Origin of the sequence: Brucella sp. TWI432 (assembly GCF_039674445.1) — a bacterium.
Classification (GTDB): domain Bacteria; phylum Pseudomonadota; class Alphaproteobacteria; order Rhizobiales; family Rhizobiaceae; genus Brucella; species Brucella chromiisoli.
Genome location: NZ_JBDJNL010000008.1, coordinates 32,965 through 56,690, shown reverse-complemented (window position 1 = coordinate 56,690; position 23,726 = coordinate 32,965). Strand labels below are relative to the sequence as shown.

The window sequence follows — 23,726 nt, the reverse complement described above, 5'->3', positions numbered from 1 at the left end:
AAGCTTTTTGTTTTTACGCATTCTCCTCTGCAAAACCGCTACGCACTTTTGCTGGACATGCTCTAAAGGTTCTCGCCGATACGATGCTTCTCTATCTGCGCTCCGTCTTATTCAATCTGGCGTTTTACATCTGCACTTTGCTGCAGATGATCCTTTATACGCCGTTCTATTTTTTGCTCCCACGCAAGAAGGCGTGGATCGTTCCCAAACTTTGGGCACGGGTCAATCTGTGGCTGCAGAAATATATCGCTGGCACCGATTATGTCATCGAAGGCCTCGAGAATATTCCGCACGGTGCTTATATTGTAGCGCCCAAGCATCAGTCGGCGTGGGATACGTATGCTTTTTTGCCGCAGCTTGACGATCCGGTGCTCATTCTCAAGCGTGAGCTTATGCGCATACCGCTGTTTGGCTGGTATGTTGCCAAGATGGAGATGATCCCCGTTGACCGCGGGTCACGCGTGAAAGCGCTGCATTCCATCACCAAGGGGGCTCAGAAGGCGATCGCTGAGGACCGCCAGATTCTTATCTATCCTGAAGGGACGCGTCGCTCGCCCGGTGCGCCGCCGCAATACAAATACGGCATTGTGCATCTTTATGAAGCGCTCAACCTTCCGGTTCTGCCGATTGCGCATAATGCCGGACTTTATTGGCCGCGCCGTAAATTCCTGCGTTTTCCGGGAACCATTCGTTGTCGCGTCCTGCCGCTGATCCCGGCAGGGCTTGAGAAAGAAGAATTCCTGCGTCGATTGATCGAGACGACGGAAAACGCCTGCGATGACCTTCTGGTCGCAGCAAGCCGTGACGCAAATGCTCCGCCGATGCCACCGACAGCCGTTCAGCGGCTTAAAGAGCTTGGTGAATAATCCTCACAACAACCCAATCATCCCCATCCGCTCTGTTTCGTCTGACGAGAACGACAATTCGCCGCGTTTTGTTGAACTTTCGTTTTTCTTGCACGCAATCATGAAACCCGTTATCAGAGCGCGACACGAAAGGACCCATCATGAATATTGATGCTATCTCCATCGGCAACAATCCGCCAGAAGACGTCAACGTGATCATCGAAGTGCCGGTCGGCGGACAGCCGATCAAGTACGAGATGGACAAGAAGGCTGGCGCCCTGATTGTGGACCGTTTCCTCTATACGCCTATGACCTATCCGGGCAATTACGGCTTCGTGCCGCACACGCTTTCGGAAGATGGCGACCCGATCGACGTTCTGGTTTGCAATACCCGTCCCTTGATCCCTGGTTGCGTGATCAATGTTCGCCCAATCGGCGTTCTGGTCATGGAAGACAATTCCGGCAAGGACGAGAAGATTATTGCCGTTCCTTCGCCAAACCTCACGCAGCGTTATGCAAAGGTGCATGATTACTCCGATCTTCCGGAAATCACGCTCAAGCAGATCGCGCATTTCTTCGAGCACTATAAGGATCTGGAACCTGGCAAGTGGGTGAAGATCGGTGACTGGGGTGATGAAGATTACGCGCGCAAGTTCATCGTTGAAGCGATTGAACGCGCCAAGGGCAAGTAATCTCTCTTATATGTTTTAAACAAAAACGCCCGGATGAAAGTCCGGGCGTTTTAGTTGGCTGGGTACGTTGTCGGCCTCTTACAGAAGGGCCGGAAGCAGCGTCGTCCACATAAACTGGCGGATGAAGAAGATAATCAGCAAAAGCACGACCGGTGAAATATCGATGCCACCGAGATTGGGCAGGATATTGCGGATTGGGCGCAGAACCGGTTCGGTGACTTTGTAAAGAAATTCACCGATGGATGCGACAAACCGATTGGAAGAATTGACCACGTTGAACGCATAGAGCCATGAGAAAACGGCGCTTGCGATGATGATCCACGTGTAGATATCGAGCGCCAAATCAATGGTGCGAAAAAATGCGATCATAAAAATAGTCTCCTTGAAAGCCTGCCGAGATGTAGCGGTTGCATTGGGCGAGAACAAGGGTTGAGGCATCGTTCAGTTCAAATTTTCAGTCCGGGACTATGGCCTGCTCCTTCGAAATCTGAACTTGTCGTAGAAAATAACAATCAGCGCTCATCACGCTTATGGTTTTCAATGTTTTGGCGCACAAGGTCTGTCACATGCTCCAGCGCCGGATCGCGTACACGCATATTGCGCAGGTGTTCGAGCGTGTTTGCAACATAATCGACATTGGCGCCGGATTCGCCACGCGCCGTGGCGACGATTGCTGCCGCATCCTGCGCTGTGAGTGATCCCGCATATTGGGTATGACGGCGGTCTGCAACATAGGTTACGGCTTTCACGTCGCGACCATCAGCAAGGCGCAGGCCAAGCCATTTTTCATGATAGACGTTGTTCGACATTTCGCGTTCGCGCAAATAAACCATAACTTCCTCCGTCATATCGCCCGGAACACGGAAAGCGATGCCAAGGCACGACCCTCCTGCATCCAGTCCCAGCACAAGGCCGGGATGGTCTGGTGTTCCGCGATGGACGTGTGAATAGATGCACAGGCTGCGACGATAACCATGCAGGCGTGCACGCATGGTTTCCACATGCGCAAAGCCCGGCCTCCACATCAATGAGCCGTAACCAAATACCCAGAAATCGTTCATTCGTTGTTCGTCGGTCTGCATTGTCATGATGGACATCAATATATGTTCTATTATGGCGAGTTTTTATCGGGATTCTCAGGATATAGCTCTTTTTTATTCGGCGAAACTTTGCATGACTCATTCCTGCCATAATATGAACACCACTTGGCGGGAACAGAAACAGATATAATCGTTTATGCGTATTGGTGACGTGTTCCGATACGTCCGATACTTATGATGAAACGGGGCTTTTTCGATGGTGCATGCTGGAATTGAATACAAGAAATCCAGAAAGCGCCCAATCACGATTGCGGTTATCGTCCTTGTGCTGGTTGCTGCCTATACGGCAGGCTGGTTCTATGTGGCAGGCAAGATTGAAGCGCGCGCCAAGGCCGATATGGCCAAGCTTGCTTCGCAGGGTGTCGGCGTGCATTGCGAAGATCTGCATATGGGCGGCTATCCGTTGCGCGTGAATGTGATTTGCTCCAGCGTCTCATGGCAGAAGCCCTCTGAAGGCATGTCATTGCGTGCCGGTCGCTTTACGTCCGGTTCACCGGTCTATGCGCCGTATTCGCTCAGCAATGCACTGACTGGTCCGGCCTTTGTCGAGTTTCCCGGTATCAAGCCGCTTGAAGTCAACTGGAATACATTCACCTCCAACACGCGTCTTGAACGACCCTTCCCGACCGAGATCGAGTTGAATGCGCGCGATGTGCAGGTCGGCTTGCGAACCGAAACCACGAAAACGGAACAGATCAGCAAGCTTGAGCAGATGAATTTCCGCATGAGCAGCGAAGATGACCAGCTTAAGATCAATGGACGTTTTGCGGCGCTGAAGCTTGAGCCATCCGTTATTGGCAATGCCAAAAGCCCCGAAATTGATGGTCTGGTCGATATGGAAGTTGCCAATGCCGCAACATTCCTGGCTCCCAGCCCGTCGCCGTTCAATGAGCGCATGCGCGGCCATAGCGGCTTGATCAATCAGGCATTCTTATCGATGCCCAATGGTGCCATGCTTTCGGTTTCAGGACCGTTTTCGATCGATATGGAAGGGGAGATTGATGCGGACCTTAAGGTTACGATGATCAATCCCCAATCCTTTGCGCAGGCTGGACAGACGGTTTTCCCGGAGCAGGGCGGCAATATCGCGACTGTTCTGTTTGCTCTTTCTGCCATGCCGAAAGACGAAAACGGCAATCCCGTTATCGAGATTGCCGTTCGCAAGGGAAAAGCCAGTGCCGGATTTATTCCGCTTGGCCGGTTGCCCAGTCTGTAGCCTTAGCCTTTTGGCGGGTTCGCTGCCTGACGGCCGAAGTTTGGCGCGTCGACTTCCTGACCTGCATCGATGATGCTGCGACGAATAGCACGCGTGCGCGTGAAGAGGTCGAAGAGTGCGTCGCCATCGCCCCAGCGGATCGAGCGTTGCAGCGATGCAAGATCTTCCGAAAAGCGCGCCAGCATTTCAAGGATTGCATCCTTGTTATGCAGGCAGACATCGCGCCACATGGTCGGATCGGATGACGCCAGACGTGTGAAATCACGGAAACCGGAAGCTGAATATTTGATGACTTCCGATTTTGTGACCTGTTCCAGATCGCTGGCTGTGCCAACGATGTTATAGGCGATGATATGCGGCAGGTGCGAGACGATGGCCAGCACCAGATCGTGGTGCTGCGGGTCCATCTGGTCAAGGCGCGAGCCGCAGGCCGTCCAGAAGGCGGAAAGCTTATCGATGGCCGTTTGGTCCGTGTCAGGCAGGGGCGTGAGAATGCACCAGCGATTGGTGAACAGCTCTGCAAAACCCGCATCGGGCCCCGAATATTCCGTTCCGGCCAGCGGGTGGCCCGGAATGAAGTGGACGTTGCCGGGCAATTCCGGCTGCATCTGCGCAATTACCGATGCCTTTGTCGAGCCGACGTCGGTGACAATGGCACCGGGCTTCAGATGTGCTGAAATCTGTTTTGCAACGGTGCCGGACGACCCCACCGGCACCGAGATGATCACAAGATCAGCGTCTTTGACGGCTGCTGCACTGTCAGTAAAGTAGCTGTCGCCGAGGTTTAGCTCCTCGGCGCGTTTGAGTGTTTCGGCACTGCGTGTGGCAATGGCGATATGATTGGCCAGTCCCTCACGACGGATGATGCGCGCCAGCGACGAGCCAATAAGGCCGATGCCAATAAGCGCGATTTTCTCAAAATGGGTTGTAGACATTGCTCTATTTTAAAAACTCAGTGAGAGCGGCTATAACGCCGCGATTGGCCTCTTCCGTGCCGATGCTCATGCGCAATGCATTGGGAAAGCCGTAGCTGCCAACGCGTCGCAGGATGTAGCCGCGCTTCGAAAGATACGCATCTGCCTTGTCTGCCGAATGTTCGGCATCGTCCGGGAAATGGACCAGCAGAAAGTTGGTCACTGACGGGGTGACACGAAGACCAAGCTTTGTGAATTCTTCAACCAGCCATGACCGCCATTTTTCGTTGAATTCGGCCGATTTTTCCACATGAGCGCGATCGCGGATTGCTGCTGCACCCGCAGCAATGGCTGCCGAATTCATGTTGAAGGGGCCACGGATACGATTGACCGCATCAATGATGTGCAAGGGCGCATACATCCAGCCAATCCGCAGGCCCGGCAGGCCGTGAATCTTCGAAAAGGTGCGCGTCATGACGACGTTTTCGTTTGACGATACCAGTTCAAGGCCGGATTCATAATCGTTGCGGCGCACATATTCGGCATAGGCTCCATCAAGAACCAGCACGACATGTTTCGGCAGGCCGGCATGCAGGCGGCGCACTTCCTCAAACGGCAGATAGGTGCCGGTCGGGTTGGCAGGATTGGCGATGAAGACCATTTTTGTGTGTTCTGTAACGCCAGCGAGGATCGCATCGACATCAAGACGCTCGTCTTTTTCTTTCACTGTCACAGGCGTTGCGCCTGCGCCAAGCGTCTGGATTTTATAAACGGCAAAGCCATGCTGGGTGATGATGGCTTCATCACCCGGTGCCAGATAGGTCTGGCAGAGAAGGCCGAGCAACTCATCTGAGCCATTGCCACACATGATATTGCCGATGTTCAGGCCCTGCGATTCAGCAATGGCTTCGCGCAGCACAAGTGCCTGTCCGTCGGGATATATCGCCAGATGATCGGCCCAATATCGATAGGCGTCAACCGCATGAGGGCTGGGACCGATCGGGGTCTCGTTGGAGGAGAGCTTATAGACCTTTGCTACGCCTTCAACATGTTCCTTGCCTGGCACATAGGCTGCAATGTCGAGCAGACCGGCTTTAGGCTGGGGACGGGAGAGGTTTTGCATATTGGTCATGATTTTGGCTCCGCCAAAAGGACTGATGTTAAGGTTACGCAGCGGGCATAAACCGCCGCAGCGTTCAAGTCGAGAAAAACCTTGCTGTCAAAGCGTGCAACGCTATTTTTTGGGTTCTTGCATCGTGGTTTTTCTCATGCCACTGACCGGTGTTCCCTGTGGCGCCAGAACCGGCACAAAGACGCGGCGTGATGAACGTTGTGCAACAGGCAGCCCCTGATAAAGCCGCTTTTGTGCCTCCACGACCAGGACGCCTGCAAAAAGCGGCCAGAACTTGCGTCCCAATCCTTCAACCGCCATGCATGGGCGCATCATCCAGCGGCGTTTGACAGGTGGAAAATGCAACGCATTGCTGATCGTGTTGACGCTGAAATTGGCTTCACGCAGCAAGGTTATAAGCTGGGTGCGGCTGTAAGGCCGACCGCTGCCAAATGGGGTGCGGTCCAGACGTGCCCATACGCCGCGCCGGTTGGGAACAACGATCACCAGCCTGCCATTGGGGGCGAGCACGCGCCACATTTCTTTGAGCGATTCAGCGGCATTTTCCGAATATTCCAGCGCATGAACCATCAAGATGCGATCAATGGAGGAATCCGGCAAAGGCAGCTCTTCATCAAAAACCAGCGCGGTCGCCGATTTTTCCGGGTTTGGCCATGCAATTGCGCCCTGACCCGCTGGCATGAAAGCAAAGCTGCGTTCGGTGTCCGCGCTGAAACGGTCGAGATAAGGCAGACTATAGCCAAGGCCGACAAGGCGCTCTCCCGGCACACGTCCCCAGAGCGCTGCCAGCGCCATGCGGATTGAGCGCTCAGTCAGATGACCCAGCGTCGTATCGTAAAAAGAGCGCAGTTCGATGATGTCTGTGTGCATGGGATTCACGCTATATCAAATCAATCAAATGGCAAATGGTGCAATTGTGCGAAAGCATGGTATAGAGCGTGCCTTTCAAAGCAATTTTATGCTTAAAAATCAGGAGACGCAGCAGATGCCTCAGGTCGGCGGCAAAACCATTGACGTGCTTTTCAGCCCGGAGGAAATTGCTGCGCGCAATCTCGCGCTTGCAAAGGAGATTGCCAAGCGCGATTTTCACAATCTTCTGACGATTTCGATCCTCAAGGGATCCTTTATCTTCGCAGCCGATCTTATTCGCGCCATGCACGATGCAGGGGTTGAACCGGATGTCGAATTCATCACTGTTTCCAGCTATGGCAAGGGCACGACCAGCACGGAAGTGCGTTTGCTGCGCGATATAGATAGCGATGTAAAAGATCGCGATGTGCTGCTGATTGATGACATTCTCGAATCAGGCAAGACGCTCAAATTCGTGCGGGAACTGATGATTGAACGTGGTGCGCGCAGCGTCAGCATTGCTGTGCTGCTTGATAAGAGCGTGCGCCGCAAGGTCGATCTTGATGCCGATTTTGTTGCTTTCGAATGCCCCGACTATTTCGTTGTCGGCTATGGCATGGATGTTGGACATTCCTTCCGCCAACTGCCTTATGTCGGGCATGTGAAGGAATAGTACCAAATTTCGAGCTGCTGTTTTGGTATCAATCGAACTGCAACAGCCGCTGGAGATATTCCTTCTCCATCTGTGGCGTCAGCGCGTTGCCAAGCTTGCGGCGGATTTCGTCAAGAATTTCGCGTGCGCGCTGAATATCGATTTCGCCCGGAATCTTGACGCCATCACCGTCGGACAAACCATTGCTGCCTTGTTGACGACCAAGCGGATCACGGCCATTTTGACCACTTTGGCCCTGACCATTCTGTCCCATGGCCTGTTGCATTTGTTTCATCATATCACGGCCGCCGCGACGCAGGGCTTCGAGCGCGCTGCCTTGCTGATCACCTGCTTCCGAGCCTTCGTTGCGGCCCAGTGCATCGGCAGCATTGCCCATTGATTTGTCCGCATCAGACAGATCCTGATTGGGATCAATGCCCATGCCCTTGAGGTCCTTGTTGAACGTTTTGAGTTCGTCTTGAAGGGCCTGTTGCTGCTGTTGCAGCTTGCGCATGGCTTCAGCGAGATCTGTCGGTATATCGCTTGGCTGCCCACCTTGTTGTGATTCGCCTCTTCCCATAGAGCCGTTATCGCCGGGAAGCTGATCATCCCAGAATTCACCTTCACCATTGCCATATTGCTGCTGCTGCATCTGCTGATCGAGTTTGAAGGTCTCGTTCATCATCTGCTGCTGGCGGCGCATCAGATCGCCCAGCTTGTTCATCTGCTGCTGCATCTGATTGGCCTGGCCCTGACCTTGTCCCTGCTGGCCCGGTTGGCCCATCTGAAGGTTGTTCATCAGGTCTTGCAGCTGCGACAGAAGCTGTTCAGCCTGATCACGCGAACCCTGACGCGCCAGATTTTCAATCTGGTCCATCATGCGCTGTAAATCCTTGTCGGTCAGCAAACGGGCATTCGGGTCCATTGGCTGATTACGGGCATTGGGGTTCTGTTGCTGACGCTGGGCGAATTCACGCAGAAAATCCTGCATTGCCTTGCGTAGTTCCGCAGTCAGCTTTTCTATCTGTTCCTGTGAGGCACCATTTTGTAGTGCGCTGCGCAATGCTTCCTGTGCCTGACGCAGGCGGCGTTCTGCTGCGGACAGATTGCCGTCTTCGATGCCAAGCGCCACCTGCCACATATAATCAGCCGTATCACGCAAGGAATCGTCGCTGGTTGCGAGCTTGAGCCGCGTGCGGATGGTGACGAGACCAAGGTAATGGGCTTTGTCCTTTATCGTCTCTTCCGGGCGGATCATGAGTGCTGAAAGCATATCGCGCACATGGTCGCGCTGTGTGGCGTCAAGGGCGAGAATGCGTCGCTGCTCGGCAACGGCCTTGGCCAGTGGATTGGCAAAGGGGCGTTCGGGCAGGGTGATGATCTTGGTTTCGCTGCGCGCACTCTTGCCGCCAGCATCGGTCACAACCAGCGTGAGCGCTACCTTTTGACCGGCCCATGGATGCTGGGTCAGGTCCTTGGATGTTGTCGCTTCTTTTGTTCCACGGCGCGGCAATGCAAGCGGCAGATCAGGGGCGTCGTAAAGAGGAACCGTTTCCTCGTCTTCGTGGTCGATATTAAGGGGTACAATTTCGCCATAGGCTTTTGCCGCACCGTAATCGTCGGTAATTTCATAGCTGAGCTGCAATGTGCCGTTCAGCGCATGGCTCGGCTCTTTGGTAAAATGGATGGTTGGCGGATTGTCGGGCGTGACGGAAAAACTCCAGCGCGCATCGGTGCCGGACAGCATCAGCGTCTGATCCTGTTGCAGATCGTAACGGAAGTTACGGCTGCCATCGACAAGGTCCTGCTGGTTTTCGCCTTCTTTGGCGGCAACGGGCTGAATGTCACTGCGATGGCCGGTCGAATCGGTCGTGGTCAGCCGTTCAGAACGGCCACCGATGACCCGGATATTGACGATGCTGCCCTGCGGTACGGTGATGGGTTTGGCGGTGGCTGCCGCATCTGTCGTGGTGCTGAGGAAAACCGGCGCGCGGTCCGTATATTGCGGTGGCGTTACCCATGCATCAATGCGCGCAACGGCTGTGGTGCCACCGGCGCGAATATGAAATGCATCCGCAATACGACCGCTTTTCGGGCTAAGACTATAGGCAGAGGCGGTCACAAACAGCAGCGCCACAATTGCGCGCAGCGCAAAAGGATCGCGTTCTGGAATGCGCGGGCGGGGAACGCCTGATTGCAGATTTTTCAGCCGCTCAGCCATGCGGCGCTTATGTTCCTGCCAGAGAGCGATGGCAAAAGGGTCCTTGCTGCCGGTCGCCATTTGGCTGGTCTGCACGGCCAACGGCTCGTGGATCAGGCCATTTACATCTTCAATGCGTGCGGTGATGGTATTTTCATCAGGCAGGCGAAAGCGGAACGGCAGACAGAGCGCAACCAGTGCTGCAAAGGCAAAGAACCCAAGCATACCCAGATGCAGCCAGCGCGGCATGAGTGCAAAAAGCCCAAGCCAGCTTAAGCTTGCAAAAAGCGCAATCAGCAGAATCAGCGGCAGAACGAGTGGCCATAGGCGCTCGAAACTGATTGTCAGAAAATTTTGCAGGCGAAGGCGGCGCAGGGCAGCGCCTTCACCGGAAAACAGGCGGAAAAACGCATCGCGCTTGCGGGCTGGCAAGTCTTTGCTGTCTTTTCTCTGTTTTGTCATCGTGGCTTTCTGATGCGTGTAACGCCTATGGGTTGTTCATAGAATAACACGCATCATGGCAAAGACGAGGCTTTCGCTTTAATTTATAACCAGTCCGGCACGGAATCGAGCGCAAGCAGCTCTTCATAGGTCCGACGTGGGCGAATGACGTGATAGCGGTCGCCATCCACCAGCACTTCGGGGATCAGAAGGCGGCTGTTATAGGTACTCGACAGAACCGCGCCATAAGCACCTGTCGTGCAGACAGCAATCAGATCGCCCGGAGCAGGCTTTGCCACTTCGCGGTCAAGGCCGAGATAATCGCCGGTTTCACACACAGGGCCGACAAAATCAGCGCGGATGCGTGGGGTACTATCCTTGGCTTCCATGACTGGCTTGATGTCGTGGAAAGCTTCGTAAAGGGTCGGGCGAATGAGATCGTTCATTGCCGCATCAACAATGATAAAATTCTTGGCGTCGCCTTCTTTTACGAAAATGACTTCTGTTATCAGAAGACCGGCATTGCCGACGATCAGACGCCCCGGTTCAAATACGGTTTTAAGGCCCAGCGGCTTGATGTGCTTTGCGACGATTTCCGCATAGGCTGCGGGCAGCGGCGGCGGGTTGTTGTCGGTGCGATAGGGAATGCCCAAGCCCCCGCCAACATCGACGTGGCGGATATTGTGACCATCAGCGCGCAATTCCTCAACCAGCTGCGCCATCAGCGCAAAAGCGTTGTCGAATGGCTCAAGATCAATGATCTGGCTGCCGATATGCATGTCGATACCGACAACATTGATACCCGGAAGACTTGCAGCTCGTGCATAGGCCTGACGGGCTTTGACGCGGGGAATGCCGAACTTGTTTTCGGATTTTCCGGTTGAGATTTTGGCATGGGTCTTGGCATCAACATCGGGATTGATGCGAAGCGAAACGGATGCGACCTTGCCAGCCTTGAGCGCGCGCGCCGAAAGGATTTCCAGCTCGGGTTCGGATTCGACATTAAAGCAGTAAATGCCTGCTTGAAGCGCGAAATCCATTTCATGCGGGGTTTTGCCAACGCCGGAAAACACGATTTTGTTCGCCGGAATACCGGCAGCCAAAGCGCGGCGGATTTCGCCTTCCGAAACCGTGTCGGCGCCCGCGCCAAGCTTGGCGAGCGTTTTCAGCACGGCCAGATTGGAATTGGCCTTCAGCGCGTAAGTGACCAGCGTTTCCATATCGGCAAAGGCTTCGCTGAAGACGCGGAAATGGCGCTCAATCGTGGCACGCGAATAGACATAGAACGGCGTGCCAACTTCTTTTGCGATGTCGGGCAGGCTTACATTTTCGGCGTGAAGAACGCCGTTGCGATATTCAAAATGATTCACGGGAAACAATCCGAATGGGGGATTACAGGATTTTGTCGAGGATGAAGGGCTTGTCTTCCTTCGGTTTCTCTACCGTGCGCCCCTGTTCATTGGTGATCATCTGCGCAGGCGGCGGCTCAAGCGGGCCTTTTCGTCCGCAAGCGGCAAGAGTGGCAGCAAGGGCTGCGATCAGAAGCACGGAAGAAATGGCGGAGCGGCCTGTCATCAGCTTTGGTTCCCGGAATTTGTCCTATGGGGCTGGTCTAACCCAAAATGCTTGAAAGTGAAATCACTCCTTCAGGAGCGATTTCACCACGATCGTTAGCTTATGCCTTTGCGATGCGATTTTTCCAGTAAGAAATCTGGTTTCGCACCTGTTGTGGTGCAGTGCCACCGAATGACTGGCGGCTTTTGACCGACTGCTCGACCGTCAGATAGCCGAAAATCGCATCGGTAATGCCCGGATTGATCGACTGAAGATCTGCGAGCGTGAGTTCTGCGAGGTCAATCTGCTTGCTTTCAGCCAGAGCCACGGCGCGGCCCGTCACATGGTGCGCATCGCGGAATGGAAGGCCCAATTCGCGCACCAGCCAGTCAGCGAGATCCGTTGCGGTGGAATAGCCGGAACCGGCGGCTTTTTTCATGGAAGCGACATTGACGGTCAGGTCACGCATCATGCCAGACATGGCAGCGATGGCGAGTTCCAGATTTTCAGCAGCGTCGAAAACCTGTTCCTTGTCTTCCTGCATATCTTTTGAATAGGCGAGCGGCAGACCTTTCATGATGGTAAGAAGGGCTACCAGCGAGCCATTGATGCGGCCCGTTTTGGCGCGCACCAGTTCGGCAGCGTCCGGGTTCTTCTTCTGTGGCATGATCGATGAGCCGGTCGAGAAAGCATCAGACAGGCGCACGAAATTGAATTGCGGCGTTGACCAGATGACGATTTCTTCAGCGAGACGCGACAGGTGCCCCGCACAGATGGCGGCAAGCGACAGGAATTCGAGCGCATAGTCGCGGTCAGAAACGCTATCAAGCGAGTTGCGGGTTGGTTCGCGGAAACCAAGTGCCTGCGCCGTCATGTGACGATCAATCGGGAAGCCGGTGCCTGCAAGGGCTGCGGCACCCAGAGGCGATTCGTCCATACGTTCAATCGCATCGCGCACGCGCGACAGATCTCGGCCAAACATTTCCACATAGGCCATGCAATGATGACCGAAAGTGACAGGCTGTGCCGTCTGCAAATGCGTGAAGCCCGGCATGACGGTTGCAGCATGCTCTTCTGCGCGCTCCAGAAATGCTTCGATCAGGCCTTTGAGTGCAATCGCTGTTTTCTGCATCTCCTGCTTGACCCAAAGGCGGAAATCGACAGCCACCTGATCGTTGCGCGAGCGGGCGGTGTGCAGGCGTCCGGCGGATGGACCGATGAGGTCGGCAAGGCGCGCTTCGATATTCATATGAATGTCTTCGAGCTTGCGCGAGAAGGTGAATTTACCCTCTTCAATTTCCTTGAGGATGGTTTTCAGGCCCTCTTCGATCTTTTTATGATCGTCTGCCGCAATGATGCCAGTCTTTGCAAGCATGGCAGCATGGGCGAGCGAGCCCTGAATATCCTGCGCATAGAGCTTGCGGTCGAAGCCAATCGATGCATTGATCTCTTCCATGATCGCATCGGGTCCTGAGGCAAAACGGCCGCCCCACATCTGATTGCTTGATTTTTGTTCGCTCATGCTCGTATGCCTCGGATGCAAGACTAAGGGAAAGTGACGCGAGATGGCAAAAGACAACGATAAGGCAAAGTCAGGAAACCGGAAGATCGTCCTTCTTGCAGCACTTGCCGGTGTCATCGCCGGTATAGGCGCGGTATACGTGATGGAACGGCCTTCTGGCAATGCACCCGTCAGCAAAGTTTACGTTCAAAGTGATGAGGCTTCCGCACAATGTGCGTTGAAGGCCGATAGTCTGAAAGCTCTTGATGCAGCGGCGACGGGTAGTGTTGCTGCGATGCGGGCTGCTGAAAAGCCTATTTCTGTTGCCCATATCGCTTTTACCGGCCCTGACGGCAAGCAGATGACACTTGGCGATTACAAGGGTAAGACGCTGCTTGTTAATCTCTGGGCGACATGGTGCGCGCCCTGCCGCGAAGAAATGCCCGAGCTTGATCATCTTCAGGCTCAAAAGGGCGGCAGCGATTTTGATGTCGTCGCGATCAACATTGATACCGGCTCTGATGAGAAGCCGAAAAAGTTTCTCGAAGAGATTGGCGTGAAGAGCTTGAGCCTTAATCGCGATGCCAGCATGTCGAGCTTCAATGAATTAAAGCGCAAAAATCTCGCTTTCGGTCTTCCTGTGACATTGCTGGTCGATAAAGAAGGCTGCCAGATAGCATCGATGAATGGTCCGGCTCCGTGGGATAGCCCGGATGCAATCAAGCTGATCGAAGCGGCACAAAAACTTTAGATAGACAAGTTTCACGTTTGGTGGCTTCCTTATGCTCATAAAGGGGGACATTGCCGATGAGCATGGAAGTCTGGCTGGCATTCTCTGCCGCATCAATCGTTATGTTGATTATTCCGGGACCGACGGTTTTGCTGGTGGTGTCCTATGCGCTGGGGCAGGGCTGGAAGGCCGCCCTTCCGATGGCAATTGGTGTGGCGCTTGGTGATTTCACCGCCATGACGCTTTCCATGCTGGGGGTTGGTGCACTTCTTGCCGCTTCAGCAACCGTTTTTACTGCGGTTAAATGGATGGGGGCTGCCTATCTTATCTGGCTGGGCATAAAGTTGTTTCGATCCGGCGGCGCGATGAATGCCAAGGCGCGGCATGATCAGGTGAAGCCGGTCAAAATGCTGCTTCATGCGTGGCTGGTAACGGCGCTCAATCCGAAAAGCATTACGTTTTTCGTGGCTTTCCTGCCGCAGTTTTTAAGCCCGCATCGTGATTTCATGACGCAGATGCTGGTCTTTGAAAGCACGTTCCTCGCGCTGGCGTTTCTCAATGCTTTTGCTTATGCGCTGATTGCCACACGTGCGCGACGTTTCTTCGCCAATGAGCGTGCCTTGCGTATTTTCAACCGTGCAGGCGGCACTATGCTGATTGGCGCAGGGGTCGCGACCGCTTCGATGCGCTCAAGCTGATACGAAACCGGCGCGCTTCAACTGGACAATGGCCTGTTCAAGCGCCGACAGGAATGCCGAGCGGTCTTTGGGTGAAAAGGGGGCTGGCCCGCGTGTAACTTCCCCGGCAGAACGCAGCGAATCCATCAGATTGCGCGTTGCAAGCGTGTTGCCGATCGTGCTTGCCGTGTGCACTTTGCCATTGGGTGCGATAACCGATGCGCCCTTTTCAATGGACCGGCTTACGAGCGGAATATCCGCCGTGATGACGACAATGCCGGGACGGGAATTTTCTGCAATCCAATCATCTGCTGCATCAAGCTTGTCCGAGACGATGACACGTTCAACGCGTTCTGCATCGCGTGGGATGGCGATATAGCTGTTGGCAACCAGCACAACAGGCAGACCATGGCGTTCGGCCACGCGATAGATTTCCGCCTTCACCGGGCAGGCGTCGGCATCAACAAAAATGCGGATTGTGTTGTTTTCAGCGTCCATGCTGTTTCATAGGCAGAACTGCGGCATTTGGCAAATTGATCGCAGCATTGAGATTTATGCGATAGCGGAATCGCATGAGGAAGACTATTGCAGGCAAAACAAGAAAGTCTGCATCATGGCCACCCGCTTTTTCCCGATCATGTTTGTGCTGCTCTGGGCCACTGGCTTTATCGGGGCCGGGCTTTCCATGCCCTATGCGGAACCGTTCAGCTTCATGGCGGTGCGCTTTTCCATTGCAGCGCTCATCATGATCCTCTGGGCTTTGGCAAGTCATAGCGTTTGGCCGAAGGGCAGGGGGCTGATCAATGCAGCCATTGCCGGGTGTCTGATCCATGGCGTTTATCTTTCAGCGCTTTTCTGGGCTGTGCATCACGGATTGCCGGCTGGCATGTCGGGCCTTGTTGCGGGGCTTCAGCCCATGCTGACCACACTGATTGCAGCACTTCTTTTGGGGGAGCGCGCAAGCGGTCGGCAATGGCTGGGGTTGCTGATCGGTTTTGTTGGTGTTGCAATGGTGGTGGGGCCGAAATTTTCTGGCCACAGCGGCGTCGACCCGCAAAGCCTGGCGGCAGCATTTGTGGCGGTTCTGGCGATCAGCACCGGAACGGTTTGGCAGAAACGCTTTGGTACGGCGGCGGATTTGAAGACTGGGACGGCGGTGCAGTATATTGCTGCTGCCGCTTTGACAGCGATTTGTGCTTTTACCTTTGAAACACGCGTGATGGTCTGGTCGCCGCAGCTTATCTTTGCGTTGGTCTGGCTGACATTGGCGATTTCCATCGGCGCAATTCTGGCACTTCTGGTGATGATCCGCGAAGGGGCGATGTCGAAAGTTGCATCGCTTTTCTATCTGGTGCCCGGAACCGCTGCGATCATGGCTTATCTGATTTTTGGCGAAACACTGGGGCCTATTCAGATTGCGGGCATGGTTGTGACAACCTTTGGCGTGGCGCTGACTACTTTGCGTCGATAAGTCCGGGCTGTTGTTCGCGCTTGCGGAAAATCATGATGGCCGCGTTGATTTCTGCGCCAATGATGAAGATTGCCGATAGCATATAGAGAAATACGATTGCCACCATGATCGAGGCGAGGCCTGCATAGGTGGTGACGTAATTGGCAAATGTTTCGAGATATTTTGCAAAGGCCGTTGCGGCAGCAAGCCATGCAATCAGCGTGATGCCGATGCCCGGCAGAATGTCGCTCAAGCGGCGTTTTCCGGCTGGCAGCCAGATATGCACGATGAACAGCGCCAAGACGAGAACGATGACAGTAATCGTATAGCGCCATATGGCGATTGTTCCGGTGAAAGGTGCGATGTCCGGAAACCATTGTTCTGCCAGCCGCACGGCAAGCGGCGCCAGAACCAGCAGAAAGCTGATCGCCATCAGGCTGATTGTACCGATCAGCACAAAACCTAAGCTTTGCAGGCGGCAGAAAATGATCGAGCGCTGGTCGCTGACACGATAGGCACGGTTCAACGACATGCGCAGCGCTTCCACACCATTGGAGGCAAAATAAGCGGCGGCGATCACACTCAGCGTCAGAAGTCCGCTGCGCTGAACGGTCAGAACATTCATCACTTCATTGGCGATGGGAGCGGCGATATTGGAAGGCCACATATCAAAAATGACGTGCACGGCATTGTTGGCAAATTCTTTGGTGCCAAGAAAACCGGCGAGTGTGGTTGCAAAGATCAAAAACGGAAACAGCGCCATCAGTCCTGACAGGGCTATATGAGAGGCGAAGGCCCAACCATCGTCGCTGCTGAAATGCCCGTAAACATCGAAGGTGATCTGACGGAGAAAACGCCGTATTTTTCGCATCCGCAGATTTGTCTCTCTTTGGCTCATTTATTGGATTTCAAAGCCTTCAATCTAGTATCGAATTGGGAAATGCAAGGGGCGGACTGTTTTAAACCTTTTGCGAATCAAGCACTCTGGCCAAAATCCTACTGTAGGAAGAAAGCAATGGCTCCACAAAATGCAAAGCGCAATATCCTGATAACCGGGTGTTCTTCGGGGATTGGGGCTTATTGTGCAGAGGCTTTGCATAGGGCCAACTGGCGCGTATTGGCCACGGCGCGCAAAGATGCGGATATTGCAGCGTTGAAAGCCAAAGGCATTGAGGCTTTCTATCTTGATTATACGCAACCACAGTCGATTGAAGCGCTGGTCAAGCAATTTTTGCGTGCAACCGATGGAAAGCTGGATGCGCTTTTCAACAATGGCGCCTATGCGCAACCGGGCGCCGTTGAAGATTTGCCGGTGGATGCTTTGCGCGCGCAATTTGAAGCCAATTTCTTTGGCTGGCATGATCTCACACGCCGCATCATTCCCACCATGCGCGCGCAGGGCCATGGCCGTATCGTGCATTGCTCATCGATCTTAGGTCTTGTGCCGATGAAATGGCGTGGCGCTTATGTGGCGTCGAAATTTGCGCTCGAAGGGTTGATGCTCGCGCAACGCATGGAACTCGAAGGTTCAGGCATTGCGGTGTCTATGATTGAACCCGGGCCGATTGCGTCGCAATTTACCTATAATGCAGCCTTACATGCGCGGGCCAATATCGATCTTGAGCATTCCGTGCATCGCGAATTATACCAACGCCAGATGGCAAAGCTTGAAGGTGGTGGTACAAAATCTAAAAACAAGCTTGGCCCGGAAGCGGTTTACGCGGTACTTGTGCATGCCTTGGAAGCGCACAACCCGCGTCCGCATTACGCCGTTACACGACCGGCGAAACTGGGTATTCTGGCACGACGCCTGCTACCATCGCGCTGGCTCTATAAAATGCTGTCCGACCAGTCTTGACCAAAAAAGACGGCGGATTATGGGAGGAAAGTAAATGGACGTTCTGTTCAAGGGCGCGGCTCTGGTGGCGATGTTTGCCGTGGCGATTGTGCTCATTATCGGCTTGCGCAATATGATGCGCGGTGGCGACGGTAATTTTTCAAACAGGATGATGCAGTTGCGCGTGCTTTTGCAGTTTGTCGCGATTGTGTTGATCGTTGCAGCGGTCTATTTCGCACGCCAGACGGGTGGACAATAAGATGGTCAGGCTCAACAAGATTTATACCCGCACGGGGGATGATGGCACCACAGGTCTGACGAGCGGACCGCGGCGGCTCAAATCGGATTTGCGCGTTGAATCCTATGGCACGGTTGATGAAACCAATGCCTGTATCGGCCTTGTGCGCATTCATACCACGAGCGTGGATTATACGCATATTGATGTGATGCTTGCGCGTATCCAGAATGACCTGTTCGATCTTGGTGCCGACCTTTCAACGCCGGATGATGGGCAGCCTCTAAGCTATGAACCGCTGCGTATTGTTGAGCAACAGGTTAAAAGGCTGGAATCCGATATTGATTATCTGAATGTCGATATTCCACCACTGCGCTCGTTCATTCTGCCGGGCGGTTCGGCAGCGTCGGCAGCGCTGCATCTGGCACGTACTGTTTCACGCCGCGCTGAGCGTCTGATTGTGGCGCTTGCAAAGACCGAAGGCGAAGTGGTTTCGAAAGAGGCGTTGCAATATATCAACCGCCTCTCTGATTTCCTGTTTGTCGCTGCCCGCGCCGTCAATGAAAACGGCGCGAAGGATGTGTTGTGGGTGCCTGGACAAAACAGGTAGTTCAAACCCCGCGCTTATTGCCCCAGATCAGCACATGAAGCTGGGGCAGCACATGCGCCTCAAACCAGCGGTCGGCCATTACCTTGTCGACCAGCCATTCCATGCGGTTCATGATGCCGTCCATGTCAATGCGGGCATTGTCATCTTCGGGCGGCGGCGGTGTGTGGTTGCCCGGCTGAAGGTAGACGGCCAAATGCGGGTGCCGCGCTGATGCGACCTTTGCAAAGGCATAGTCTGCATCGTCGAAAACCACGAATTTGAGGACTGTTTTCGGCTTTGATCCTGCCGCATCAATGCAGGCGGCAAGCGCATCCCAATCCGTTACCATGCCGCTTGATGGCGGCTTTGGGCTTAAAACCAGCGTGTCGAGCTTCGCAAACCAGTCTTTCGCCACCGATCCCTGAGTTTCCAGCGCAAAACGATAGGCTTGCGCGTGACCATGATCGATCAGTGGTCCAAGAGGCTGGATGGCTGGATTGCCACCTGAAAGTGACACTGTTATGGGGCTTTTTCCAGAAAGTGCCGTCACTTCATGCCAGATTGCATCGACGCTCATTGGCTTCCAGTCATGACGAAAGCGGCTTTCAACAGCGTGCAGACTGTCACACCATGCGCAGCGATAGTCGCAGCCGCCCGTGCGCACAAAAACAGTCGGCTCGCCGCTTAATACGCCTTCGCCCTGAATGGTTGGGCCGAAAATCTCGCTGATGCGAATTTCGGGTTCGATCTTCATGGCTGATGTCCGGGCCGATACTCAGCCCATGTTTTTGGCGTTTCGCTGACCCGCACCGCCGTCACTTCCTGCCAGCGGCTCTTGCACCATTCAAAGAGATGACATGCCAGCACTTCCGCCGTCACGCGATTATGGCCAAGCACATCATTGAGATGGCGGTGATCGAGCTCATCATCAATATAGCGCTTGAGCGGTGCCAACTCGTGATAATCACGCACAAAACCGTGGTCATCGAGAACCGAAGCGGAAAGCTCGACTTCCACGATGTAATTGTGCCCGTGCAGCCGCGCACACTGATGATCGGCTGGCAGTTCGGTTAACTGATGCGAGGCGGAGAAATGAAATTCCTTGGTGATGCGAAACATCAGGCACCCCCTCTTTCGATGGCGGCACGCCAGAAATCAGCATCTTCGTAGAGCGTTGGATCTTGGATCCCGGCCAGATGAAAGGCCTCGCGGCGTTCCACGCATGTGCCGCAGCGTCCGCAATGATGCGCACCGCCTTTGTAGCAGGACCATGTTGCCTCAAATGGTGTTTTGTATTTCGCACCATCCACGACGATGTCGCTTTTTGTCTTTTGCACATAGGGCGCGAGCAGCCTGGCATCGGCATAGCCTTCCAGTGCATGATCCTGCATGGTCTGGAAAGCATTGATAAAGCCGGGGCGGCAATCGGGATAGATGAAGTGATCGCCGCCGTGAACGGCAAGCGCCACGGCTTCAGCTTTTTGTGCTGCCGCCACACCAAAGGCAATTGCCAGCATAATGGCATTGCGGTTGGGAACGACCGTGATTTTCATTGTTTCTTCGGCATAATGGCCGTCAGGAACATCAACATCGTCGGTTAGGGCCGAACCGGTGAGGCTTGAACCAATCGGGCGAATATCGATGATCTGATGAGGGACATTGAGCCGCTTTGCACAAGAGGCCGCAAAGTCGAGTTCTTTTTTGTGCCGCTGGCCATAATCAAAAGAGATCAGGCCAGTGAGCTGATGTTCCGCCGCAATTTTATAGCTAAGCGAAACAGAGTCCAATCCGCCGGAGCAGATGACGAGTGTTTTCATCGTTTGAGTCCTTGTTTTGACCGGGTAGGCTGCGACCGGATGTTTACGGGGTTCTCCTAACCCACAAGATTGGGGTTGTAAACGCTATGAAGTTGGGATGCCTGTGATCGTGCAGGACGAAACATGGTGGAAAGCATCACAGGGACCAGATGCGATCGGGGTTAGTGCGAAAACGGAATGACTACCTGTAACAATAAATTCATTTAAATCGATATTGCCGCCCATCCGTGATTGACGTGCACGTCAACCGTCTTTAGGTTTCGGTCCGGTTCCTGACGCTGCGGGGAGGTGCCGGTTTCACGGCGTTTGTGTCAGCAGCGTTTTCATGTCGGATTCTGACATGTGGGCAGAGATTCATGGCGGCATAGTCGCGCCGCAAAAGTCATTGAAGAGGTAATCGCGGATGAAAGTCCTTGTCGCAGTAAAGCGGGTTGTAGATTACAACGTAAAGATCCGGGTCAAGGGTGATGGCTCTGGCGTTGAGCTTGCCAATGTCAAGATGTCGATGAACCCGTTTGACGAGATTGCAGTTGAAGAAGCGCTGCGCCTGAAAGAAGCGGGCAAGGTCTCGGAAATCGTTGTGGTCTCGATTGGTCCGGCACAGGCGCAGGAAACCATCCGCACAGCTCTTGCCATGGGTGCTGATCGCGGCATTCTGGTTAAGGTTGAAGAAACTGTCGAGCCGCTTGGCGTGGCCAAGGTTTTGAAGGGGGTTGTTGAAGCTGAACAGCCAGACCTCGTGTTCCTTGGCAAGCAGGCCATTGACGACGATGCCAACCAGACCGGCCAGATGCTTTCAGCGCTGCTTAACTGGAGTCAGGCAACCTTTGCGTCCAAGGTTGAACTGGGCGATGGTTCTGCCAAGATAACACGCGAAGTCGATGGCGGTCTTCAGACCATTGATGTGAAACTGCCTGCGATTGTGACCGTTGATCTTCGTCTGAACCAGCCGCGCTATGCTTCGCTGCCAAACATCATGAAGGCCAAGAAGAAGCCGCTCGAGGAAAAGTCACCGGCTGATTTTGGCGCCGATATTGCACCGCGTCTTAAGGTTTTGAAGACCGAAGAACCCGGTGGCCGTAAGGCTGGCATCAAGGTTGGTTCGGTTTCTGAACTGGTTGAGAAGCTCAAAGCTGACGGCGTTCTGTAAGAAATCGGAAAGGACAAACACATGGCTATTCTTCTTATTGCCGAACACGACAATGCAAGCCTTTCTGATCAGACGGCAAAGGCTCTGACGGCCGCGGCACAGATCGGCGGCGACGTCGATGTGCTGGTTGCAGGCAAGGGCGCAAAAGCTGCGGCTGATGCAGCTGCCAAGCTTTCCGGCGTGCGCAAGGTTCTGCTTGCTGAAGGCGATGCGCTGGAAAACCAGCTGGCAGAGCCAGTGGCAGCGCTCATCGTTGAACTCGCTGGCAATTACGACACGATCATTGCACCAGCCACCACATCGGCCAAGAATATTCTGCCGCGCGTGGCAGCCCTTCTTGATGTGATGCAGTTGTCTGAAATCATGGAAGTTGTCTCAAGCGACACCTTCAAGCGTCCGATCTATGCCGGCAATGCGGTCCAGACCGTGCAGTCGACTGATGCCAAGAAGGTGATCACCGTGCGCACGGCTTCGTTCTCGGCTACCGGCGAAGGTGGTTCGGCTGCGGTTGAGAGCGTGAATGCAGCGAGCGATCCGGGTCTGTCGCGCTTTGTTGAAAATGCGCTTTCGGGCGGTGATCGTCCAGAACTGACTTCCGCCAAGATTATCATCTCGGGTGGTCGTGCGCTTGGGTCGTCGGAAAAGTTCGAGGAAGTGATCCTGCCGGTTGCTGACAAGCTTGGCGCAGCGGTTGGTGCCAGCCGTGCAGCAGTTGATGCGGGTTATGCACCAAACGACTGGCAGGTTGGCCAGACGGGTAAGGTGGTTGCGCCTGAGCTTTACATTGCGGTTGGTATTTCCGGCGCGATCCAGCATCTGGCGGGCATGAAAGACAGCCGCGTGATCGTCGCGATCAACAAGGATGAAGAAGCACCGATCTTCCAGGTGGCCGATTATGGCCTCGTCGGTGATCTCTTCACGATCCTGCCAGAGCTTGAAAAAGCGCTTTGATTTAAAAGGCGGCAGGGATGACCTGCCGCTTTCTTCTTCTAAGAGCGTTTCGCGTTTTGATGGACCCACGCGAAACGCTCCGAGTCGTTTTTATCGCATTATCTTACGCAACAAAACTTATGCATTTTTGCTGGAAATGCTCTGGTCCTGCGACAATGGCGAGTGGGGCGGCGAATGTGATTGTCTTGCATTTTCTGCCTATAGCTGTCTTGGTGGGTGAGCGTTTTTATAAGCGTGAATGCTTGGCATGAAGGAGTTGGTACTGTGGCAATCAAGACAGTCGGTATTGTTGGCGCGGGGCAGATGGGCAGCGGTATTGCACATGTCTGCGCATTGGCAGGTTACGACGTGCTGCTGCATGATGCGGCTGCGGACAGGCTCGAAAAGGGCATTGCCACCATCAACGGCAACATGGCGCGGCAGGTCTCGTCGGGAAAGCTCGAAGAACAGCAGCGCGCTGATGCGATGAAACTGATCCGTGCCGCCAATTCCATGCAGGATCTGGCGGGCGTCGATCTGGCCATTGAAGCCGCAACAGAAGACGAAACCGTCAAGCGCAAGATTTTTGCGCAGCTTTGCCCGGTGCTGAACCCGGAAGCGATCGTTGCGACCAATACGTCATCAATCTCCATCACGCGCCTTGCATCTACCACGGATCGCCCGGAGCGTTTCATCGGCATTCATTTCATGAATCCGGTGCCGCTGATGAAGCTGGTTGAACTGGTGCGCGGTATTGCGACCGAGGAAGATACATTCCGCAAGTCAAAGGACTTTGTGACGGCGCTTGGCAAGACCGTCACGGTGGCAGAAGATTTTCCGGCCTTCATCGTTAATCGTATTTTGTTGCCGATGATCAATGAGGCGATCTACACGCTTTATGAGGGTGTTGGCAGTGTGGAAGCCATCGATACGGCCATGAAGCTTGGTGCCAATCATCCGATGGGACCTTTGCAGCTTGCCGATTTCATCGGGCTTGATACCTGTCTTTCGATTATGCAGGTGCTGCATGACGGCCTGTCAGATTCGAAATACCGCCCATGTCCCCTTCTGGTCAAATATGTCGAAGCGGGATGGCTGGGCCGCAAAACGGGTCGTGGCTTTTATGATTATCGCGGAGAGCATCCCGTTCCGACCCGCTGATCAAGTCTTTGTTTGCTCCAAAGCCGGTATTTCGATACCGGCTTTTTTAGTTGT

27 protein-coding genes are annotated in these 23,726 nt (G+C 54.2%); 13 read left to right on the top strand and 14 right to left on the bottom strand.

Features of this window, described 5'->3' with window-relative positions; genetic code table 11:
* The first annotated feature begins 83 nt into the window (after positions 1-83).
* Both ABE527_RS12715 and ppa read left to right on the top strand, forming a co-directional pair.
* Positions 84-866, top strand: coding sequence for a lysophospholipid acyltransferase family protein (locus ABE527_RS12715; protein WP_499697134.1), 783 nt, complete (start codon positions 84-86; stop codon positions 864-866).
* A 140-nt stretch (positions 867-1,006) separates the two neighbouring features.
* The gene (gene ppa / locus ABE527_RS12710) at positions 1,007-1,537 is read left to right on the top strand and encodes an inorganic diphosphatase (protein WP_024898574.1); all 531 of its coding nucleotides are present in this window, start codon (positions 1,007-1,009) and stop codon (positions 1,535-1,537) included.
* 78 nt (positions 1,538-1,615) lie between these two features.
* On the opposite strand, the gene ABE527_RS12705 is transcribed toward ppa, so the two are convergent.
* Both ABE527_RS12705 and ABE527_RS12700 read right to left on the bottom strand, forming a co-directional pair.
* Entirely contained in the window at positions 1,616-1,906 is a 291-nt protein-coding gene (locus ABE527_RS12705; protein ID WP_265982329.1) for a YggT family protein, read from the bottom strand.
* 143 nt (positions 1,907-2,049) lie between these two features.
* Entirely contained in the window at positions 2,050-2,619 is a 570-nt protein-coding gene (locus tag ABE527_RS12700) for a gamma-glutamylcyclotransferase (RefSeq protein ID WP_499694802.1), read from the bottom strand.
* 214 nt (positions 2,620-2,833) lie between these two features.
* Between ABE527_RS12700 and ABE527_RS12695 the strand changes: the two genes are divergently transcribed.
* The gene (locus tag ABE527_RS12695; RefSeq protein WP_499697133.1) at positions 2,834-3,853 is read left to right on the top strand and encodes a DUF2125 domain-containing protein; all 1,020 of its coding nucleotides are present in this window, start codon (positions 2,834-2,836) and stop codon (positions 3,851-3,853) included.
* Positions 3,854-3,855: 2 nt separating this feature from the next.
* On the opposite strand, the gene ABE527_RS12690 is transcribed toward ABE527_RS12695, so the two are convergent.
* The 3 genes from ABE527_RS12690 to ABE527_RS12680 form a co-directional block, all read right to left on the bottom strand.
* Positions 3,856-4,788, bottom strand: a complete 933-nt coding sequence (locus ABE527_RS12690) for a prephenate/arogenate dehydrogenase family protein (protein WP_265982327.1) — start codon at positions 4,786-4,788, stop codon at positions 3,856-3,858.
* A gap of 4 nt (positions 4,789-4,792) precedes the next feature.
* Complete coding sequence (gene hisC, locus ABE527_RS12685) at positions 4,793-5,899, bottom strand: histidinol-phosphate transaminase (protein ID WP_499694739.1); 1,107 nt, start codon at positions 5,897-5,899, stop codon at positions 4,793-4,795.
* Positions 5,900-6,001: 102 nt separating this feature from the next.
* Entirely contained in the window at positions 6,002-6,769 is a 768-nt protein-coding gene (locus ABE527_RS12680) for a class I SAM-dependent methyltransferase (RefSeq protein WP_499697132.1), read from the bottom strand.
* 115 nt (positions 6,770-6,884) lie between these two features.
* On the opposite strand from ABE527_RS12680, the gene hpt reads away from it, so the two are divergent.
* Positions 6,885-7,421: a hypoxanthine phosphoribosyltransferase gene (hpt, locus tag ABE527_RS12675; RefSeq protein WP_265982324.1), complete on the top strand. Its 537-nt coding sequence runs from the start codon at positions 6,885-6,887 to the stop codon at positions 7,419-7,421.
* 28 nt (positions 7,422-7,449) lie between these two features.
* On the opposite strand, the gene ABE527_RS12670 is transcribed toward hpt, so the two are convergent.
* The 4 genes from ABE527_RS12670 to argH all read right to left on the bottom strand — a co-directional run bounded on the left by ABE527_RS12670 (position 7,450) and on the right by argH (position 13,117).
* Positions 7,450-10,062 (bottom strand): TIGR02302 family protein, encoded by a 2,613-nt coding sequence (locus tag ABE527_RS12670; RefSeq protein ID WP_499697131.1) that lies wholly within the window; start codon positions 10,060-10,062, stop codon positions 7,450-7,452.
* A gap of 83 nt (positions 10,063-10,145) precedes the next feature.
* Complete coding sequence (lysA, locus tag ABE527_RS12665; RefSeq protein WP_499697130.1) at positions 10,146-11,411, bottom strand: diaminopimelate decarboxylase; 1,266 nt, start codon at positions 11,409-11,411, stop codon at positions 10,146-10,148.
* A gap of 22 nt (positions 11,412-11,433) precedes the next feature.
* Positions 11,434-11,616 (bottom strand): LPS translocon maturation chaperone LptM, encoded by a 183-nt coding sequence (lptM, locus tag ABE527_RS12660; RefSeq protein WP_024898585.1) that lies wholly within the window; start codon positions 11,614-11,616, stop codon positions 11,434-11,436.
* Between the two features lie 100 nt (positions 11,617-11,716).
* Positions 11,717-13,117, bottom strand: coding sequence for an argininosuccinate lyase (gene argH, locus ABE527_RS12655; RefSeq protein WP_499697129.1), 1,401 nt, complete (start codon positions 13,115-13,117; stop codon positions 11,717-11,719).
* Between the two features lie 43 nt (positions 13,118-13,160).
* Between argH and tlpA the strand changes: the two genes are divergently transcribed.
* On the top strand, positions 13,161-13,847 hold the full coding sequence (gene tlpA, locus ABE527_RS12650) for a thiol:disulfide interchange protein TlpA (RefSeq protein ID WP_499697128.1): 687 nt from the start codon (positions 13,161-13,163) through the stop codon (positions 13,845-13,847).
* Between the two features lie 56 nt (positions 13,848-13,903).
* On the top strand, positions 13,904-14,524 hold the full coding sequence (locus tag ABE527_RS12645; RefSeq protein ID WP_265982319.1) for a LysE family translocator: 621 nt from the start codon (positions 13,904-13,906) through the stop codon (positions 14,522-14,524).
* Here ABE527_RS12645 and ABE527_RS12640 read toward each other — a convergent pair.
* Positions 14,516-15,001 (bottom strand): YaiI/YqxD family protein, encoded by a 486-nt coding sequence (locus ABE527_RS12640; protein WP_499697127.1) that lies wholly within the window; start codon positions 14,999-15,001, stop codon positions 14,516-14,518. The two genes, ABE527_RS12645 and ABE527_RS12640, sit on opposite strands and share 9 nt — an antisense overlap.
* A gap of 115 nt (positions 15,002-15,116) precedes the next feature.
* Here ABE527_RS12640 and ABE527_RS12635 point away from each other — a divergent pair, with 115 nt between their 5' ends.
* Entirely contained in the window at positions 15,117-15,974 is an 858-nt protein-coding gene (locus ABE527_RS12635) for a DMT family transporter (RefSeq protein WP_499697126.1), read from the top strand.
* Here the strand turns inward: ABE527_RS12635 and ABE527_RS12630 are convergent.
* Entirely contained in the window at positions 15,958-16,824 is an 867-nt protein-coding gene (locus tag ABE527_RS12630) for a YihY/virulence factor BrkB family protein (RefSeq protein ID WP_265982316.1), read from the bottom strand. The two genes, ABE527_RS12635 and ABE527_RS12630, sit on opposite strands and share 17 nt — an antisense overlap.
* Before the next feature lie 144 nt (positions 16,825-16,968).
* Between ABE527_RS12630 and ABE527_RS12625 the strand changes: the two genes are divergently transcribed.
* The 3 genes from ABE527_RS12625 to ABE527_RS12615 are packed head-to-tail and all read left to right on the top strand — an operon-like array spanning position 16,969 to position 18,635.
* On the top strand, positions 16,969-17,811 hold the full coding sequence (locus ABE527_RS12625) for an SDR family oxidoreductase (protein WP_499697125.1): 843 nt from the start codon (positions 16,969-16,971) through the stop codon (positions 17,809-17,811).
* A 34-nt stretch (positions 17,812-17,845) separates the two neighbouring features.
* Positions 17,846-18,049, top strand: a complete 204-nt coding sequence (locus ABE527_RS12620) for a twin transmembrane helix small protein (RefSeq protein WP_265982312.1) — start codon at positions 17,846-17,848, stop codon at positions 18,047-18,049.
* Between the two features lies 1 nt (position 18,050).
* Positions 18,051-18,635 carry a cob(I)yrinic acid a,c-diamide adenosyltransferase gene (locus ABE527_RS12615; RefSeq protein ID WP_499697124.1) on the top strand — a complete coding sequence of 195 codons (585 nt, stop codon included), beginning with the start codon at positions 18,051-18,053 and terminating at the stop codon, positions 18,633-18,635.
* A 1-nt stretch (position 18,636) separates the two neighbouring features.
* Here the strand turns inward: ABE527_RS12615 and queE are convergent, their stop codons facing one another.
* From queE to queC, 3 genes are read right to left on the bottom strand one after another with little or no spacing between them, the layout of a single operon-like run.
* Complete coding sequence (gene queE / locus ABE527_RS12610) at positions 18,637-19,368, bottom strand: 7-carboxy-7-deazaguanine synthase QueE (protein WP_499697123.1); 732 nt, start codon at positions 19,366-19,368, stop codon at positions 18,637-18,639.
* The gene (queD, locus tag ABE527_RS12605; RefSeq protein ID WP_499697122.1) at positions 19,365-19,733 is read right to left on the bottom strand and encodes a 6-carboxytetrahydropterin synthase QueD; all 369 of its coding nucleotides are present in this window, start codon (positions 19,731-19,733) and stop codon (positions 19,365-19,367) included. The genes queE and queD overlap by 4 nt, the downstream gene beginning before the upstream one ends.
* Positions 19,733-20,431, bottom strand: coding sequence for a 7-cyano-7-deazaguanine synthase QueC (gene queC / locus ABE527_RS12600; RefSeq protein WP_499697121.1), 699 nt, complete (start codon positions 20,429-20,431; stop codon positions 19,733-19,735). Before queC ends, queD begins: the two co-directional genes overlap by 1 nt.
* A gap of 403 nt (positions 20,432-20,834) precedes the next feature.
* Here queC and ABE527_RS12595 point away from each other — a divergent pair, with 403 nt between their 5' ends.
* The 3 genes from ABE527_RS12595 (at position 20,835) to ABE527_RS12585 (ending at position 23,672) form a co-directional block, all read left to right on the top strand.
* On the top strand, positions 20,835-21,581 hold the full coding sequence (locus ABE527_RS12595) for an electron transfer flavoprotein subunit beta/FixA family protein (RefSeq protein WP_265982306.1): 747 nt from the start codon (positions 20,835-20,837) through the stop codon (positions 21,579-21,581).
* Positions 21,582-21,602: 21 nt separating this feature from the next.
* The gene (locus ABE527_RS12590; RefSeq protein WP_499694730.1) at positions 21,603-22,532 is read left to right on the top strand and encodes an electron transfer flavoprotein subunit alpha/FixB family protein; all 930 of its coding nucleotides are present in this window, start codon (positions 21,603-21,605) and stop codon (positions 22,530-22,532) included.
* Between the two features lie 264 nt (positions 22,533-22,796).
* Entirely contained in the window at positions 22,797-23,672 is an 876-nt protein-coding gene (locus tag ABE527_RS12585; protein WP_265982303.1) for a 3-hydroxybutyryl-CoA dehydrogenase, read from the top strand.
* The last annotated feature ends 54 nt before the right edge of the window (positions 23,673-23,726 follow it).